The organism is Treponema sp. OMZ 788, from assembly GCF_024181245.1.
GTDB lineage: Bacteria > Spirochaetota > Spirochaetia > Treponematales > Treponemataceae > Treponema_B.
On record NZ_CP051199.1, the window covers coordinates 1,972,187 to 1,989,366 of the forward strand.

15 protein-coding genes are annotated in these 17,180 nt (G+C 35.4%); all 15 read left to right on the top strand.

Going from position 1 to position 17,180, the window contains the following annotated elements:
- Window positions 1–71: 71 nt before the first annotated feature.
- A complete protein-coding gene (locus tag E4O00_RS09740) occupies window positions 72–1,286 on the top strand; it encodes a response regulator (protein WP_253677178.1) in 1,215 nt (404 codons plus the stop codon).
- On the top strand, window positions 1,273–1,734 hold the full coding sequence (locus E4O00_RS09745; RefSeq protein ID WP_253677179.1) for a hypothetical protein: 462 nt from the start codon (window positions 1,273–1,275) through the stop codon (window positions 1,732–1,734). The genes E4O00_RS09740 and E4O00_RS09745 overlap by 14 nt, the downstream gene beginning before the upstream one ends.
- Window positions 1,679–3,304 (top strand): response regulator, encoded by a 1,626-nt coding sequence (locus E4O00_RS09750; RefSeq protein ID WP_253677180.1) that lies wholly within the window; start codon window positions 1,679–1,681, stop codon window positions 3,302–3,304. The genes E4O00_RS09745 and E4O00_RS09750 overlap by 56 nt, the downstream gene beginning before the upstream one ends.
- An 82-nt stretch (window positions 3,305–3,386) precedes the next feature.
- Window positions 3,387–4,487, top strand: a complete 1,101-nt coding sequence (locus tag E4O00_RS09755; RefSeq protein ID WP_253677181.1) for an ISAs1 family transposase — start codon at window positions 3,387–3,389, stop codon at window positions 4,485–4,487.
- A 116-nt stretch (window positions 4,488–4,603) separates the two neighbouring features.
- The gene (locus E4O00_RS09760; RefSeq protein WP_253677182.1) at window positions 4,604–5,518 is read left to right on the top strand and encodes an Rpn family recombination-promoting nuclease/putative transposase; all 915 of its coding nucleotides are present in this window, start codon (window positions 4,604–4,606) and stop codon (window positions 5,516–5,518) included.
- Between the two features lie 89 nt (window positions 5,519–5,607).
- Window positions 5,608–6,834: a divergent polysaccharide deacetylase family protein gene (locus E4O00_RS09765; RefSeq protein WP_253677183.1), complete on the top strand. Its 1,227-nt coding sequence runs from the start codon at window positions 5,608–5,610 to the stop codon at window positions 6,832–6,834.
- 30 nt (window positions 6,835–6,864) lie between these two features.
- Window positions 6,865–7,881: a tRNA (adenosine(37)-N6)-threonylcarbamoyltransferase complex transferase subunit TsaD gene (tsaD, locus tag E4O00_RS09770; RefSeq protein ID WP_253677184.1), complete on the top strand. Its 1,017-nt coding sequence runs from the start codon at window positions 6,865–6,867 to the stop codon at window positions 7,879–7,881.
- A gap of 25 nt (window positions 7,882–7,906) precedes the next feature.
- On the top strand, window positions 7,907–8,356 hold the full coding sequence (locus tag E4O00_RS09775; protein WP_253677185.1) for a hypothetical protein: 450 nt from the start codon (window positions 7,907–7,909) through the stop codon (window positions 8,354–8,356).
- Between the two features lie 34 nt (window positions 8,357–8,390).
- Entirely contained in the window at window positions 8,391–9,383 is a 993-nt protein-coding gene (locus E4O00_RS09780) for a radical SAM protein (RefSeq protein ID WP_253677186.1), read from the top strand.
- A gap of 202 nt (window positions 9,384–9,585) precedes the next feature.
- Window positions 9,586–10,725, top strand: a complete 1,140-nt coding sequence (locus E4O00_RS09785) for a hypothetical protein (protein ID WP_253677187.1) — start codon at window positions 9,586–9,588, stop codon at window positions 10,723–10,725.
- 18 nt (window positions 10,726–10,743) lie between these two features.
- Window positions 10,744–11,319 (top strand): leucine-rich repeat domain-containing protein, encoded by a 576-nt coding sequence (locus E4O00_RS09790; protein WP_253677188.1) that lies wholly within the window; start codon window positions 10,744–10,746, stop codon window positions 11,317–11,319.
- Between the two features lie 8 nt (window positions 11,320–11,327).
- Window positions 11,328–11,783: a leucine-rich repeat domain-containing protein gene (locus E4O00_RS09795; protein ID WP_253677189.1), complete on the top strand. Its 456-nt coding sequence runs from the start codon at window positions 11,328–11,330 to the stop codon at window positions 11,781–11,783.
- Between the two features lie 100 nt (window positions 11,784–11,883).
- On the top strand, window positions 11,884–13,803 hold the full coding sequence (locus E4O00_RS09800; RefSeq protein WP_253677190.1) for a site-specific DNA-methyltransferase: 1,920 nt from the start codon (window positions 11,884–11,886) through the stop codon (window positions 13,801–13,803).
- A 4-nt stretch (window positions 13,804–13,807) separates the two neighbouring features.
- Window positions 13,808–16,363, top strand: coding sequence for a DEAD/DEAH box helicase family protein (locus E4O00_RS09805; RefSeq protein ID WP_253677191.1), 2,556 nt, complete (start codon window positions 13,808–13,810; stop codon window positions 16,361–16,363).
- Complete coding sequence (locus E4O00_RS09810) at window positions 16,353–17,111, top strand: hypothetical protein (protein ID WP_253677192.1); 759 nt, start codon at window positions 16,353–16,355, stop codon at window positions 17,109–17,111. The genes E4O00_RS09805 and E4O00_RS09810 overlap by 11 nt, the downstream gene beginning before the upstream one ends.
- Window positions 17,112–17,180: the final 69 nt, after the last annotated feature.

Below are 17,180 nucleotides of genomic sequence, written 5' to 3' on the forward strand. Positions count from 1 at the left end.
TCCTCCAATTTACAAGGCTACCAAGTTCTAAACAACTAGATAATATTATTTTAATATGATATAATAATACCATGAAACAAGTTTTATTGATAGGGATAGCCCCTACTTTACGCTATTATATCACAAAAAAATTACAAGAAGTCGGCATTTATGTCATATATGCTGAAACAGTTATAGAAGCCCTGAATATTATGAAGCAGCAGCCTGTCATGCTTATAATAATCGACTACAGTTTCAGCAGAGATGCCTTATTTAACTTTTTTGCCGAAAAACAAAAGACCCCTACATTTTCGCCTATTCCTTCAATAGTGTTGGGAAGAAAAATCGCCAAAGTAGACATAGCCTTATTGGCCTCATACGGGGTCAAAAAAGTGCTTTCCAAACCTGTACGAGTTGATGAGCTATTATCTTCTATAGGATTGATTTTAGGTACAACATTCCCGATGGATCCAACTCCATGTATTCTCGAAACAAGAGTAAACGAAGATGTTATATTTATAGAATTGGCTCAAGGTCTTAACAGGGATAAGATTGAGCTTTTACAATTTAGAATAATAGAATTGATAGAAGCTTATAAACTTGCCGAAGCTAAAATTTTAATCATATTGACGGATTTAAACTTAACATATGCAGATACAGCCAATTTGGAATACTTGATAGACAATATCTTGGCTGTAAAAGTGGTCTCACATAAAAATCTAAAAGTCCTAACTCTTAATCAATTTGTAAGAGATTTTTTTACTCATAATCCGGACTACAAAATGATAGAGGTCGTAGAAAACTTGGGACAAGCTCTTTCAGGACTTCTGCAGGGAACGGCCGACAAGATGGCTGTGACAAAAACAATGTTAAATACCGACAATGAAAAAAACGAAAGTGCAGGCCACCTGGTAACACGGTTTAAGCTGGACACTGCAGAAAGCCTTTCCATTGCCGTAGTAGATGACGATTTGGTTATAAGAAAAATGATGGCAGCTATTTTTTCCGGTTTAAATGCAGAGGTAGACCTTTTTGAAAACGGAGAAGATTTTTTAAACAAGGTAAAAAATGATGTTTATGATGTTGTCTTCCTCGATATGATTATGCCGGGAATGAGCGGTATTGATGTTTTAAACGGAGCAAAAAAGAAAGGCATTACAACACCCTTTGTTATTTTATCTTCTGTTACACAGAGGGATACGGTTATCAAGGCTCTGGAAAAGGGTGCAAAAAGATACATACTAAAGCCCATCAAAAAAGAAATAGTTTTGCGCAAGATGGAGGAAGTTTTAGGTGCATCTCTTTAATAAAAGTATTTCCAATTTTAAACTGGGAAAATACTTAATAGAATCGAATATAGCTTATATAATTTTTTCTCCCGATTATATTCCTCTGTTTTGGAGTCCCGAGGCGGAAAAACTTTTACCTGACTACTTGGTCAAAAACACAAAAGTACAATTGCAGAATTATTTAAAAACGGTTCTATCTGAAGAAGACTATATCAGACTTTCTGCATTTTTAAAAAGCGATCCAAAAACAACGGCTTTTGAAGCCAAATTTGATAAACCCTCAAGTCTTTCCGATAAGACAACTTTAAAATTCAGCTTTACACAGCATGACGATAAAAATTTTTTTGTAACCATTGATGACATTACCAAACAAAAACTAAAAGAACAATTTTTGATAATTGCAAGACAAGATGCCGAAAAAGCAAACAGTATGCGAAGTCTTTTTTTTGGCCAATGTAAGCCATGAAATCAGAACTCCTATTCAAACTATCATAGGAATGATGGAGCTCATCAATGAAACAAATCTTGATGAAGAGCAGAGTGAATATACGCGTCAGGTAAACTTTAGTGCCGAAGTTCTGCTCACGCTTGTAAACGATGTTTTGGATTTTTCAAAACTCGAAAGCGGAAATATGACAATAGAGAGAACGGTTTTTAATCTGACTGACTCTGTTGAACAAACTGTAGATTTAATTTCGATGGAAGCCCACAAAAAAGGACTTGAAATTGTTGTAGATATAAGCGATAAGATTCCGGACTTTATATACGGAGATCCGGCAAGGCTGCAGCAGGTTCTTTTAAACTTTGTAAAAAATGCCGTTAAGTTTACCGAAAAGGGCTATGTTTCGGTTTCGGTAAAAGTGATTTTTGAAAATAATACTGATGATCCTTATGCGGGTAAACATTTCTTCATTCTTTTTGAAGTTGCAGATACCGGAATAGGAGTCAACAATGAACAAAAAGAAAAAATATTCAATTCATTTTATCAGGCGAATGCAGCAACAAACAGAAAATATGGGGGAACAGGTCTGGGCCTTGCAATTTCTAAAAATATTGTAACTATGATGAAAGGCCAAATAGGCATAAAAGATAATATTCCTAAGGGTTCAGTTTTTTGGTTTAAGATTCCTTTAGTTCCTTCAAAGAAAAAAGCTCCTCATGAAAGTACCTTGTTGGATAAACGAACAAGATTTTTAATAGTCGATGATAATATGCAAACAAGATCGATTTTAAAGAGAATGCTTTTTAAATTCGGTTTTCAAGATATAGCCTTGGTAAGCTCCGGAGAGCAGGCAATAGAAGTTATGAAAACTGCCGCCGAGCATAAAAATCCGTTCCATGTAGTTTTTATAGATATGGTTATGCCTAAGATGGACGGATGGAGGCTGGGAGCCGAAATTCACAATGACACTAATCTTTCAGGCTCAAAACTTTTTTTGATGATTCCTGAAGGCAGTCTTGGACGGGATGCCAAGATGAAACTTTTGGAATGGTTCGACGGCTATCTTTATAAGCCCTTAAAATCACGCATAGTATTTCACCTGATTAATGACCTATATAGAAAATTTGCAGTCTCTTCAGAAAATGACGATATTTCGGAATTGGAGCCTGTTGAATCCGGAGACCCGAGCCAACAATCCGAACATCCTCATCCTGCCGATGAAAACAACTTTTTCGGCTGCAAGATTCTGGTTGTCGATGATCATGCAGTAAACCAAAAATTATTAAAGCTTATTCTGGAAAAAGCTAACTGTATTGTAAGTACCGCAAATGACGGAGAAGAAGCTATAGCCGTTGCCTCAAGCGAAGACTTCCATCTTATATTTATGGATATACAGATGCCGGGTATCAACGGATATGAGGCCACACAGATTTTGCGGAATAAGGGGTATTCGAAACCTATTATTGCATGTACAGCAGGCTCCCAAGATAATGAACGGCAAATGTGCAAATCCATGGGCTTAAACGATATAATCAAAAAACCCTTTAACAAAAAACAACTTTTTGAAATGGTAAAAAAGCATTATAAAAAATAAGAAGTTCAAAGTACGAATGACGAAGATCAATTCGGCATTCGCCACGGCTTACGCACGAAAAAAAATAGCCGATATTTAAAGTATGAAAACATTAAAAGAATATTTTAACGAACTTAATGATAATCGTCAGTCTGGCAAAGTAAAACATCTAATCAGTGAAATATTGGTAATAGCACTGTGTGCTGTTTGTAGCGGAGTTCAAACTGTATTTGAAATAGGGGAATTTGCCGAAGTAAAAAAGGATTGGCTAAAAAATGAGGTAGGACTCTTGTTAGAAAATGGCGTTCCTTCGCACGACACCATAGGAAGAGTCCTTGCGATGATTAATCCCAAACAATTTCAAAGCCTTTTTATCTCGTGGATTGAACAATCCCTTAATATTCCAGCAGGTTCATACATTCACATTGATGGAAAAACATTACGTGGAAGTGCAAGTGAACAAAGCAAGGGCATTCATTTAGTAAGTGCATTTGCTCACGAAGCGGGAGTTGTACTAGGACAAATAAAATGTGCTGAAAAATCGAATGAAATCACAGCAATTCCTGAACTCCTTAACCTTTTAAAACTAAAAAGCTCGATAATTACTATAGATGCCATGGGTTGTCAAAAAGAAATAGCAAAAGAAATCACAAAGAAAAAATGTGATTATGTATTGGCTCTAAAAGAAAATCAACCGGCAGCGTATAATGATGTAAAAGATTATTTTTCTATAGAAGATAAAGACTTTCAAAACACACTTTTAAGATTTGAAACCTTGGATATAGGGCATGGCAGAGAAGAAAAAAGAGAATACTTTCTTTCTTCTAATATAAACTGGTTTGCAGATAAGAATAAATGGGCAAATTTAAAGAGTTTTGGAATGGTCAAAAGCACTGTAAGGTGCAAAGGCAAACAATACAGTGAAAAGCGTTACTTTATTAGCAGTATAGAGGATATAAATGAGTTTGTAACAGCTGTAAGAACACATTGGACAATAGAAAACACCTTACACTGGTCGCTGGATGTAATATTTAGAGACGATGAATGTCAAATTCGAGAAAAAAATACTGCTGAAAACATAGCAATTTTAAGGAGGATTTGCTTTAATCGAATGAAAATGTATCAAAACGGTAAAACTCTGAAAAGGAAGAAAATGCTTTGTACTTTTGATGATTCATTTAGGTTTAATGTTTTATTTAGCTAAGGAATTCATGCGTAAGCCGTGGGCATTCGCCGTTCGCACTTCCCCTCATTCAGCTTTCCGCCCCTTTTAAAATCCTATAATCTATGCTATAATAAACTTAAGTAGAGGAAATAGTTATGAGTACGGCAAACAGAAAATATAAAGACTCGGTATTTGTTGACCTTTTCAGTGAAGACGAAAAGGCAAAAGAAAATTTTTTATCGCTATATAATGCTTTGCATAATACTGCACTGAAAAGTACAGAACAGCTGAACAACATCAGGCTTGATCAGGTCTTATATATGACATTCTATAATGATGTGTCCTACCTTGTAGATAACAAAATTATAGTTCTGGCGGAGCACCAATCTACGATTAATCCCAATATGCCTTTACGCTGCCTTGAATACATCAGCCGTCTGTATGAAACTCTGTTTGAATCAAAAGAAAAATACAGCCGAAAACTACTTAATATTCCGACACCCGAATTCTATGTATTTTACAATGGCGAGGAAACTTATCCTTCCGATAAAACATTGAAGCTCTCGGATGCTTTCATAGAAAAGACAACAGAAACTAATCTTGAGCTGACCGTTAAGGTAATAAACATAAACCGGAACAATAGGCATCCTGTACTGGAAAACTGCAAAACTATGCAGGAATACACCGTATTTGTAGAAACAGTAAGGAGATGGAAAAAAACAGATTCTCAAAACGGCTTTCAAAAAGCCATTGAGGAGTGTATACAAAACAATATTTTGCGTGATTATTTAAACCGCAAAACTAAGGAGGTAATAAACATGCTACTCGCCGAATATGATTATGAGACCGATATAGCCGTGCAGCGAGCCGAAGAAAGAGAAATCGCATTTGCTGAAGGTATTGAACGAGGTATTGAACGAGGTATTGAACAAGGTATTGAACGAGGTATTGAACAAGGCTCGTATCAAACAAAACTTGAAACGGCAAAAAACTTAAAAGAAATGGGATTTGCCGTAGAAGCTATCACAAAAGCTACAGGGTTAAATATTGAAGAAATAAACACTCTATAGAGCATCAGCCTTTTTGAAAATAGGCGGAGCAGACAGATGAAATTCTCCCCGATTGACAAAAGACTTCTTAATGCTTATCTTCTATACCTATGGCAAAAAAGAGTACAAAGACAGAAAAAACAACTAAACCGGCAAAAAAATCAGGAAGAAAAAGAAGAAAAAAGTCGAAAATTAACTATACCGCAGTTGCGGCAGGTTTTTTGGCTGTCTGCGTGATAATGCTTGCCGTATTTTTGTTTGTAATTCCTTCTATAAAAAATAAGGATGTAGCAGGGAAGACTCAAATTGCCAAGGAAGAGGTAAAAGAACAAGGAGCTAAAATTTCCGATAAGCCTAAAGAAGCGGCAAAACTGTCCGCACCGGATAAACCTAAAGCAACAGAAAAAGCTACTGTAAAGGATAAACCTAAGGCAGCAGAAAAACCTCCTGTAAAGGATAAACCGAAAGAAGCAGAAAAAGAAGCTGAAAAAAATCAGCCTAAAGCAGCAGAAAAAGAAGCAGCAAAAAATCAGCCTAGGAAAGACGAAAAACAGGCTCCGATAGATCGGCCTAAAAAGCCTGAAAATCCTCCAATCACGGAAAAGCCCAAACCTCAAGAGAAGGAAGAGGATGCCGCGGCCTATCCTATTCAGGACTTACCTGAGCTTCCTTCAAAGGGAAAACTCATCTTTGTGTTTGACGATGCGGGGCACAACTTGGAGCAGTTACAGCATTTTTTGAATTTGCCCTTCCCATGCACCATCGCAGTTTTGCCTAAGCTGCCCAACTCAAAGGAAGCGGCAAGAAGAATAAGAGCGGCCGGAAAGGAGCTCATCCTTCATCAGCCCATGCAGGCCTTAAACCCGAACATCGATCCCGGCCCCGGAGCCGTCAAGCCCGGGATGAGCCGTGAAGAGATAAAAACTATTGTAGCTTCCAATGTGGAAGAAATAGGCCCCATAGCCGGAATGAATAATCACGAGGGCTCCCTTATCACATCGGATGAAACCGCTATGGAAGCAGTCCTTGAATTGTGCAAAGAAAAAAACATCTACTTTTTGGATTCCCGCACCAGTTCAAAAAGCGTGGTTCCGCGGACTGCAAAAAAACTGAACATGAATATTTGGGAAAGGGCAGTCTTTCTTGACAATAAGCGGGACAAGGCCTATATGAAAAAACGGATTATAGACGGCTTGGAGATTGCTTCACAAAAAGGAGAAGCAATTATGATAGGCCATGTGGTTACTGTAGATCTTGCAATCCTTCTAAAAGAAATGTACTCCGATTTAACTCGGGAAGGGTATAAGTTTTCTACAATTTCAAAGTCAAAAAACTAGATAACCCTTTATTATGGGAGAAATGATACAATGAAAATATTAGGAATAGAAAGTTCTTGCGATGAAACTGCGGCGGCAGTCGTCGAAGACGGAAATAAGATTTTAAGCAATATCGTGGCTACACAGATTCCGTTTCACAAAATGTATAACGGTGTCGTTCCCGAAATAGCAAGCCGAAAACATACCGAGTGGATCTTGCCGATTGTAAAACAGGCCCTCGCCGAAGCCGATTTGAGCCTTGACCAAATAGACGGAATCGCCGCCACGGGAAGGCCGGGCCTTATGGGCTCTCTTTTAGTCGGACTTACCTTTGCAAAGACCCTTGCGTGGTCTTCGGGTAAGCCCTTTATCGCCGTAAACCACATGCTGGGTCACCTTTATGCAAGCCATCTGGAACACGATATACCCTATCCTTATCTGGGGCTTTTAGTTTCGGGCGGACACTCGATTATCTGCAAGGTAAATAATTTTGACGACATCGAAGTTCTGGGCACCACAATTGACGATGCGCCGGGAGAGGCCTTTGACAAGGTTGCCAAGTTTTATAATTTGGGCTACCCGGGAGGAGCCGTAATCGACAAGCTCGCCAAAACCGGAAATCCCAAGGCGGCAAACTTTCCCATGCCCATAATTCACAAAGAAGGACACAAGTACGATGTTTCCTATTCGGGTTTAAAAACCGCCGTCATAAACCAGATAGACCAATTTTGGAATAAGGATTTTGAAAAAACTCCTGAGAATATAGCGGCGGCCTTTCAAACAAGGGCAGTGAAGATTTTGCTCAGGCCGCTCTTGGATGCCTCGATAGATACGGGCTTAAAAACTATAGTCGCAGGCGGAGGCGTTGCAGCCAATTCTTTGTTGAGGGAAAAACTTGCAGAGCACAAGGAATTAAAATGCATCTTCCCTTCTCTTAAATTTTGCACGGATAACGCAGCGATGATTGCAGGCCTAGGCTATCATTACCTAAAACGCGGCGACAGAACGCCCTTTACCGTCGAAGCCTCTGCCAGAGTCGAAGGCTTCAGTAAAAAAGGCCGTCACTAGGTGAGTCATAAGTATTTCAATACTTATGAAAAACATCGCAGACTTGGATTATAAGGAAAAGATTATGGATACAATGGAAAAATTTTATTCGGATGGAATAAGGCTTGCCGAAAAATATGAAGCAAGCCGACTTGCCGAAAAACAAGATAAGGACGGAGCCGAGTTTGACAGCCGTCTTACCGAAATCTTTTGTAAGGCAGTGTCTCTTTACGATAAGCAGGCTAAAGCCTTGGCAAACGATTTTGCAGACTATTGGCTTTCGGAATATTCTGAAGGAAGGCAAAAAAAAGAAGAAGCAGTTGAATGGTTCTATAAAATATTTTCTCTTATTGCAGGCAATTTTGAAAAGGACATGGACTTTCCGCAAGAAGATTGGGAGCAAATAAATTTAATTATTTCTTCCGAGGCTGAAAGTTTAGACATGGATCTTTTAAATTCGATAATGACGGTAATTGTCGAACGCAAAAAAATATAAACCTTTGCGCCGCCCTTAAAACTAATTTTAAAAAATGCTTTCGTTTGAAGATTTTGATTTTAAAGAATATGACTCATGCACTCTCTGCCCTAAAAATTGCAAGGTAAACCGCAACAGGGGCGAAAAGGGCTTTTGCCGCGAAACAAGGGAGCTTCGCCTTGCATGGGCAGGCCTCCACTTCGGGGAAGAGCCGCCTATCACGGGAGCCGGAGGCTCAGGGACAATCTTTGTTACGGGCTGCAACCTCCGATGTTCCTTTTGCCAAAACTATCAGATATCCCAAGAAGGCATGGGAAGGGCCGTAAGCCTTGAAGAATTTGTCTCCTTGTGTTTTCTACTTGAAAAAGAGGGCGCCGAAAACATAAACATCGTTACGGGAAGCCACGCAATCCCTGCAATAGCCATCGGCTTAAAAGAAGCAAAAATGCGGGGCTTAAAAATTCCTGTAGTCTGGAATTCTTCCGCCTATGAAACCGAAGAAGCTGTAAGCCTCCTTTCGGACTGCGTTGACGGCTGGCTCCCCGACTTAAAAACGTTGAACCCGCAAGTTTCTTCTCAAATTTTTTATGCACCCGATTATCCCGAAACGGCAACAAGGGCAATCTTAAAGATGGCAGAAATCTCCCCCTTAAAAATTGAAACGGAAGATGAAAAAAAATACCCTTTCGGAAAACTATATTCGGGCGTAATAGTCCGTCACCTTGCCCTCCCCTCCCGAATGGCGGACTCAAGGGCAGTCTTAAGATGGTTTGCAAAAAACTTACGGGGCAGGGCACTCATCTCGGTGATGACCCAATACACTCCGGTTAAAAGGATCAGCGGAATCAAAAGTTATTCCCTCTTTGAAAACAGAATGTTAAGCCCGGAAGAAGACGAGGACTTAAAGGAGCTTCTTTTAAAGCTAAAAATAGATGAGGGCTTTTATCAAGAGCTTGTCGCCTCCGATGACTGGCTCCCCGATTTTAACCGGGTACAAACCTTTTCGTCGGAACTTTCAAAACCCCTGTGGCATTGGAAGCATGAATAAAATCATGACTTACGCATGAAAAAAATAGCCGATACTAAAGTTATGAAAACATTAAAAAAATATTTTAGTGCACTTCAACGATAATCATCAGGTGAGGCAAACTGCAGATAAATAAATTCTTCAACTTTCCTTCTTCAATTTTTAAAAACTCAAAAAAAGTTCTTATATTATAAGTTGGTAGAATTCTTTTAATGAGTAAAAAATGACTAAGAAGGATAATCTTTACAATGCCTATGACGGAAAAAACAATGCCTTTCATGCCTTAGCAGACAACACTGTCGGGCAGGCCATTTTTCTCATTGATGATGAATCTTTTGAAAAAAAGATTATTACCTATAAAAAAGCAGCTTATGAAGAAGGAGCTATTTCCATCGAAACAAGAAAAATATTTGAAAATTGTAATATAATTACTCTCTCTTATCTTGACGCTTATGGAAATAAAAAGTCTTATGAAGAATATTGTTGGCAGTATGACATCAGTTTTGAAAATGCACATTTTTTTGCAAGCCTGATGGGAACCGATACTCTACTCTATAAAGACGGAAACAAGATAACGGTTTACAAATCTCAAACACAGCACAGCATTATAACCCTATATCCCGAATCAAAGGCTTTTGAAAAATACGGACTAAATACTATCTTTGAAATGATTTTTTGGCTTTTAGGGAGTGCAAAAAATATTGTTTCAATCTCCGTTCCTAAAGCAATTTTTTTACAAAGCGGTCAGTATAAATATCTTCGCGGTGCAGGAATGCGTATTCCTCGAAAATCATATACGGAACTCATGGAAAGTGCACCCGTTATCTATATAAACAACGAAAGTCACGAGCACCGTAAAAAAGACTACGCTGAATATATTCCGCCTGAAGAAGATAGGTATAAAACAGGCAAAACAAAAAGCCGATGCCGAAGACTTATAAAAAACAGCGGAGTACTTTTTTTATGTACTGCACAGCAAACCGCCGTAATGAAAAAACATCTTGATGAATTGACGGAAGAATGGAATAGCGAATATAAGTCTCTTACATTTCAATTTTTAACCGAAGATGAAAATCCCGAGCAAATAACTTATTCCGGATTTTATATTTTCTTAGATCATGCAATAAATGGCCGGGAAAACATGCAATCACTATCTGCAGCAGTCCGTAAAGCAGGCATTTCGGTTGCACTATATGTACCTTCCAAAGACTCAAAAACCATACAGATAATAAGTACCGAAGATTCAAAACCTATATTCACTCTCAAAATGGAAGACGGATACGAACTCTTGTCTATTCTTGTTCCATTTTTAAAAATAGATGATAAGGGTAAAAGGTTTTGGGATATGAAATATTGCGAGTAAGGTATGAGGAAGAACATAATGGATAAAATAATAAAAGATTTAATAGATACCAATGCCGATATTCTTGCAGACCGTACCGAGATTAAAATTACTAAAAATATAGATAAAATCGAAAGGGCATATTTAAAAAATAAAATTAATGTTGAAAAAATATATTTACCGGAAGGTTTAAAAACTATCAGCGAAGAAGCTTTTGCAAATTGCCGAAACTTAAAATATATTTACATTCCCGATACAGTTACCGAAATAAGACAAGAAGCGTTCTGCAATTGTTCCAGCCTAAAATCAATACATCTTCCAAAAAATTTAAAAGTCATAAGCCGATGTATTTTTAAACATTGCACAAACTTGGAGAATATTTTTATACCACAAGGCGTACATACTATTGAATGGAGGGCTTTTGAAGAATGTACATCTTTAAAAGAAATCAATCTGCCGAACAGTATTATAGAAATTGAAAACGGGGCTTTTTACGATTGTAGAAAATTGGTAAAAATAACCATACCCAGAAGTATACTTAGTTTGAGTAATGACCTTTTTTATAATTGCACGGATCTTACTTACATTACATTACATTACCTGAGCATCTTATAGAAATAGGAATGCAAACCTTTGAAAATTGTAAAAGTCTTTCTTCTATACACATCCATTCAAACATACAGAAGATAAAGTTTGCTGCATTTAAAAACTGCACAAGTTTACAAAATATTACCTTCGATAAAAATTGTAGAACTGAAATAGGTCATTATACCTTTGCAGGATGTTCCTCAATAAAAAAAATCACCATCCCTTCCGGCATCACAGGACTCGGCTTTAAAGCATTTTCAGGGTGCAATAACTTAAGTGAAGTAAAACTTCTTATGTACAGACTGGAAGAATTAGTAGATAATGAGGATGAATACTATTTTGATAGTGATGATGAAAAAAAACGTTTTGACAAACAAGCCCGCTTTACCGTAAAAAATGAAGAGATAAAATTACAACTAATACAAGAAGGAACAGAAGAGAAACACATAATGGTTGATCCTGATGCAAGGTATGAAGATGAATGGAGATAAAATTTTTACTAATTACACGAGACTATTGAAATAAAGCATATATTATGATATAAAATATATATTCAAATAAAACTTAATATATTGTTGGGGGAGAGAAGATATGAAATTGTACAAAACACTTGAAGAAACATTAAAAAAAGAACCGAATTTTGTTTCAGATGATGGAAAGTTAAAAAAGTGGGTGGTACTGCATAGTGCACAAAATTTTGATGAAGAACTTATTGAATTGCTAATAGATAATAAAGAGTTAAAAGAGAAATTTTTTAAAAAGGTAAAAGATACATTAATTTTTAATCAAAATTTATTTATACAGTTTTTAGAGCAAAAAAATTATCTTAATGACAGCTATACCAAATATAAACAAAAAATTGGGTTGACTATAGACGGAAAATTTTTAAATCAAAGGAATGAGGTTGCCCTAGTGTGGCCCTACAAGGACTGCATATTGGAGGGCGGACAAAGCCGAGAAGAAGACAAAAGGGAAGAAATATTTTTTAATGAAGTTTTAGCACAAGATGAAATTACTCAGCTCTTGGAACCCAAGGTCTTAACCAATGCCAAGAGGATAGACAAAAACGGAGAAAGACCTTTTGATAAATTTAACAGAAATGAAAATGGAACAATAACCGACAATTTGATTATAAAGGGAAATAACCTTTTAGCTTTGCATACTTTAGAAAAAGAATTTACCGGAAAAGTAAAATTAATTTATATTGATCCTCCTTATAATACAGGGACTAATGGAGATACATTCAAATACAACAATGCCTTTAAGCATTCTACATGGCTAACTTTTATGCATAACAGGTTAAGTGCTGCAAAAGAATTATTAAGCAAAGATGGTGTATTAATTGTAACTATTGATAAAAATGAACAACTTTTTTTGGGTATAATGCTTAAAGAAATCTTCAAAACTTATGAAATTCATTGCATTACAATTGTTCATAATCCACGAGGTGTTCAAGGGACAAATTTCTCATATACACATGAATATGCCTGTTTTGTTATTCCAGATGGTAAGAAATTAATCGGAAATAGAATTATTGAAGAAAATGAAAGAGATTTTGATAATCTAAGAAATTGGGGAAGTGAAAGCTTGAGATGTGACGCAAAAAATTGTTTCTATCCAATTATTGTTGATCCAAATACTTCAAAAATAATTGAATTTGGTGAAGTATGTAAAGATGACTTTCATCCCGATAAAAGGGAAATTATCAAAGATGGCAAAATTTATATTTATCCAATAGATAATAGCAATATTGAAAGGAAATGGCGTTATGCAAGACAATCTGTAGATGAAATAAAAAATTTACTTAGAGCAAGAAAGAAAAATGGCCAGTGGGATATCGAATTAGGAAAAAATTTTGGTCAATATAAAACAGTATGGATTGATCCTAAATATGATGCTAATATATATGGAAAGCAATTATTAAATTCACTTGTACCTAATAATCCATTTTCATATCCAAAATCATTGTGGAGTGTTTATGATTGTATACATGCAGTTGTAGAAAGTGATAAAAATGCTATTATTTTAGATTTTTGTGCAGGAAGCGGCACAACAGGACACGCTGTTTTGGAGCTTAATAAAAAAGATGGAGGGAACAGACAATTCATTTTATGTGAACAAATGGATTATATTGAAAATATTACTTCTAAACGCATACAAAAAGTTATTGAACAAAATAAAAATGGAGACTTCGTCTATCTCGAACTTAAAAAATACAATCAAGCTTTTATTGAAAAAATAGAGGCAGCAAAAGACACAAAAACACTTTTACATATTTGGGAAGATATGAAAGAAAAAAGTTTTTTAAACTACAATGTAGATATAAAAAAGCAAGAAGAACATTTGAAAGAATTTAAAGAATTAAGCCTTGCAGAACAAAAACAGCATTTGTGCGAAATATTAGATAAAAATCAACTCTATGTAAATCTTTCTTCGCTCAACGATGCAGACTTTAAATGCTCCAAAGACGAAAAAAATGTAACCGAAAAATTTTACCGAATTAAGGAGTAAGTAAATGGAATTTTTATATGAAATTTTTGATAATCCTTTTGCAAAGAACACCTTAGCACAAATTGATATACCGAAATGCATTGATGACAATTTAAAATTAAAGCAAAGACCGTATCAAATAGAAGCCTTTAAGCGGTATATTTATTTGGATAATAACAATCTGGACGAAAAGCCGAAAAAACCGTATCACATTCTTTATAACATGGCAACGGGCAGCGGTAAAACTATGATAATGGCAGGATTAATATTGTATGTTTATCAAAAAGGCTATCGCAATTTTTTATTTTTTGTCAACAGTACTAATATTATCTTAAAAACAAAAGATAATTTTCTCAATCGTCATTCTTCAAAATATTTATTTAAAAATAAAATCTTTATAGACGGAAAAGAAATTTTTATTAAAGAAGTAAATAGTTTTGATGAAACAGACAATCAAAACATTAATATAAAATTTACAACCATACAGCAGCTACACTCTGATTTAAACAACGCAAAAGAAAATGGAATAAGTTATGGAGATTTTAAAGAAATAAAACTTGTATTAATAGGTGATGAAGCTCATCATAATAACGCTGGGACAAAACAAGGCTATCTTTTCGACAGTTGGGAAGATACGGTAAAAAAAATTCACGAATCTAATTTTGAAAATATTCTTCTTGAGTTTACTGCTACGGCAGACTATGAAACTAAAGAGATTGTTGAAAAATACCGCAATAAAGTCATCTTTAAATATGATCTTGCAGAATTCCGTAAAGACAAGTACTCCAAAGAAATAAATCTTATTCGTTCTTTATATGATGAAAAAGAAAGAATTATTCAAGCTTTAATTTTAAATTTATATCGTCAGGAACTGGCAGCCTCAAATAATATCAATTTAAAACCTGTAATATTTTTTAAAGCAAAAAACACAATCAAGGAATCGGAACAAAACAAAGAAAAATTCCACCTACTGATAGATAATCTTTCACCTATAATGGTGGAAAAAGTAAAAAAAACATCAACTGTACCGATTATTCAAAAAGCATTTAAATTTTTTGAGTCTCAAGGAATCTCTACCACTGAAATTATACGGAGGACTAAACTTAATTTTAGGTATGAAAATTGTTTAAGTGCAAATAATGATAAAGAAACCGAAAAAAATCAAATTTTACTTAATAGCTTGGAGGACGATGATAATCCTATACGTGCTATTTTTGCCGTTGAAAAACTAAAAGAAGGTTGGGATGTTTTAAATTTATTCGACATTGTTCGTCTATATGAAGGCCGAGATGCTAAAGCCGGTAAACCGGGTAAAACGACTATATCGGAAGCTCAACTAATCGGCCGCGGTGCCAGATATTATCCATTTGTATTAGAAAAGGGGCAAGATAAATATAAGCGCAAATTCGATGATGATATTTCAAATGACTTTAAAATTTTGGAAGAGCTGTATTATCACACCAAAGAAGACAGCCGCTATATTTCTGAGTTAAAAAAAGCTCTAATAGAATCAGGCATTTATGAAGATGATGAATATCTTATCACCAAACAATTAACTTTAAAATTGGATTTCAAAAAAACAGATTTTTACCAAACAGGTTATGTGTTCTTTAATAAAAAAACTGAAAAAGATTATAAAAATATAAAATCATTTGCGGATTTAGGAGTAAAAACAAAAAACTACCGATATACTTTATCATCGGGAGACGGTAAAATAGTTTCTGCCTTTGCAGACTCTGAGGAAAATACGAATACTGAAATAAAATCTCTAAAGAGTAAAGATGTTAAACTAAGTGATATTCCCAAACACATTATCCGTTTTGCATTAAGCCAAAATCCATTTTTTTACTTTGATAGACTATCAGGTTGCTTTCCTAATATTAACTCTCTTTCTGCTTTTATTGATAGTAAAGACTATCTTGCTGGATTGGAAATTACTTTTAGCGGAACAGCTAAACGGCTTAACGAGATAGACCATTTTGATTACTTACAAGCCATTACAGGTCTTTTGCAAAACATAGAAATAGAAATTAAAAATAATTCTACAGAGTATGAAGGTTCTAACTATGTTCACGAACCAATTTGTACTGTGTTCAAAGATAAAGAAATAAGAGTTTATAAAGACAGTGAACGTGCGGACGGACAAGAAGCCTTAGTAGCCCATGAACCTTGGTATGCCTATAATGCAAATTATGGAACAACTGAAGAAAAAAAATTTGTAGAGATGTTTGCTCGACGTTTTGAAGATTTAAATAAAAAATTTGAAAATATCTATCTCATAAGAAATGAAAGAGCAGTAAAAATTTTTGATAAACAGGGACGGGCATTTGAGCCTGACTTTTTATTGTTCTGTAAACAACGAGGAAAAGGGCAGATGACATTTCAAGTTTTTATTGAACCTAAAGGAAACCATTTATTGCAGTACGACAAATGGAAAGAAGATTTTTTATATGAAATTAGAAAGGAAAATAAAACTATCAAAATAAGCACGGATACTTATTTAATAACAGCAGTTCCTTTCTATAACTATGATAATGAAAATGAATTCCGTAAATCATTAGGAGAGGTTCTTGCAAAATAACCCCTGGTTTCTAAAAAACACCGCCGAGTTCTCCCCCTCAATCGGCTTTTATTGCCTTAATTCCTGCAGTGCAAAGATTATCCATACATATAAAGAAAATCTGCATGAGGGAAAACAGTATTGGAAGTGGATTTTTTCTACCAAGCAGGCAACAGACTATTGGGAAGAAATAAAAACTATCTTTCATTTTGATGATAAAGATGACATACCTATTCAGATAGGAGAGCTTGTTTTCGATACGGCAAATAATAAGTCGATTATATATTTCGGAAATCGGCTCAGCTTAACTATCAAGCTTAAACTCATAAAAGAATTCTCTCTTTCTCCACTGCATACACGCTTTGTATACGAAAGACAGTATCAGTTTCCGTTATACTCCAACATAAAAGATAATTTAAGAGAGAACTATGCAATTATAAAAGAAGGAACATTTCTATCTAAACGAATTACCAATTTACCGGTAAATATTTTTGTCGATGAAAACAGAGTCTGGAAAAAGAAAGGGCTTCCTTTTTTTCGTTTTCAAGCAAACACAGACGATAAGAGAATGCCGTCAAAGTTTTGTATCCCCATAACCATAAGCAGAACAGAACCGAAAGTACTCTCAGAAGGGATTCCTTTTTCTCTAAAAGATGAACAATTGGAAAAAATAAAACATTATGTAAAAAATAATGCGGAGTTTCTATTCCGGCTATCCGCAGATGAAGATTTTGATATTTTCTCTTACATTGAAATACAGAAAAAGTAAATATATAACTTTCATTAACACAATGGATTACCAAGCATTCCGTTGCCCGGTAAATGTGTAAAAACGAAA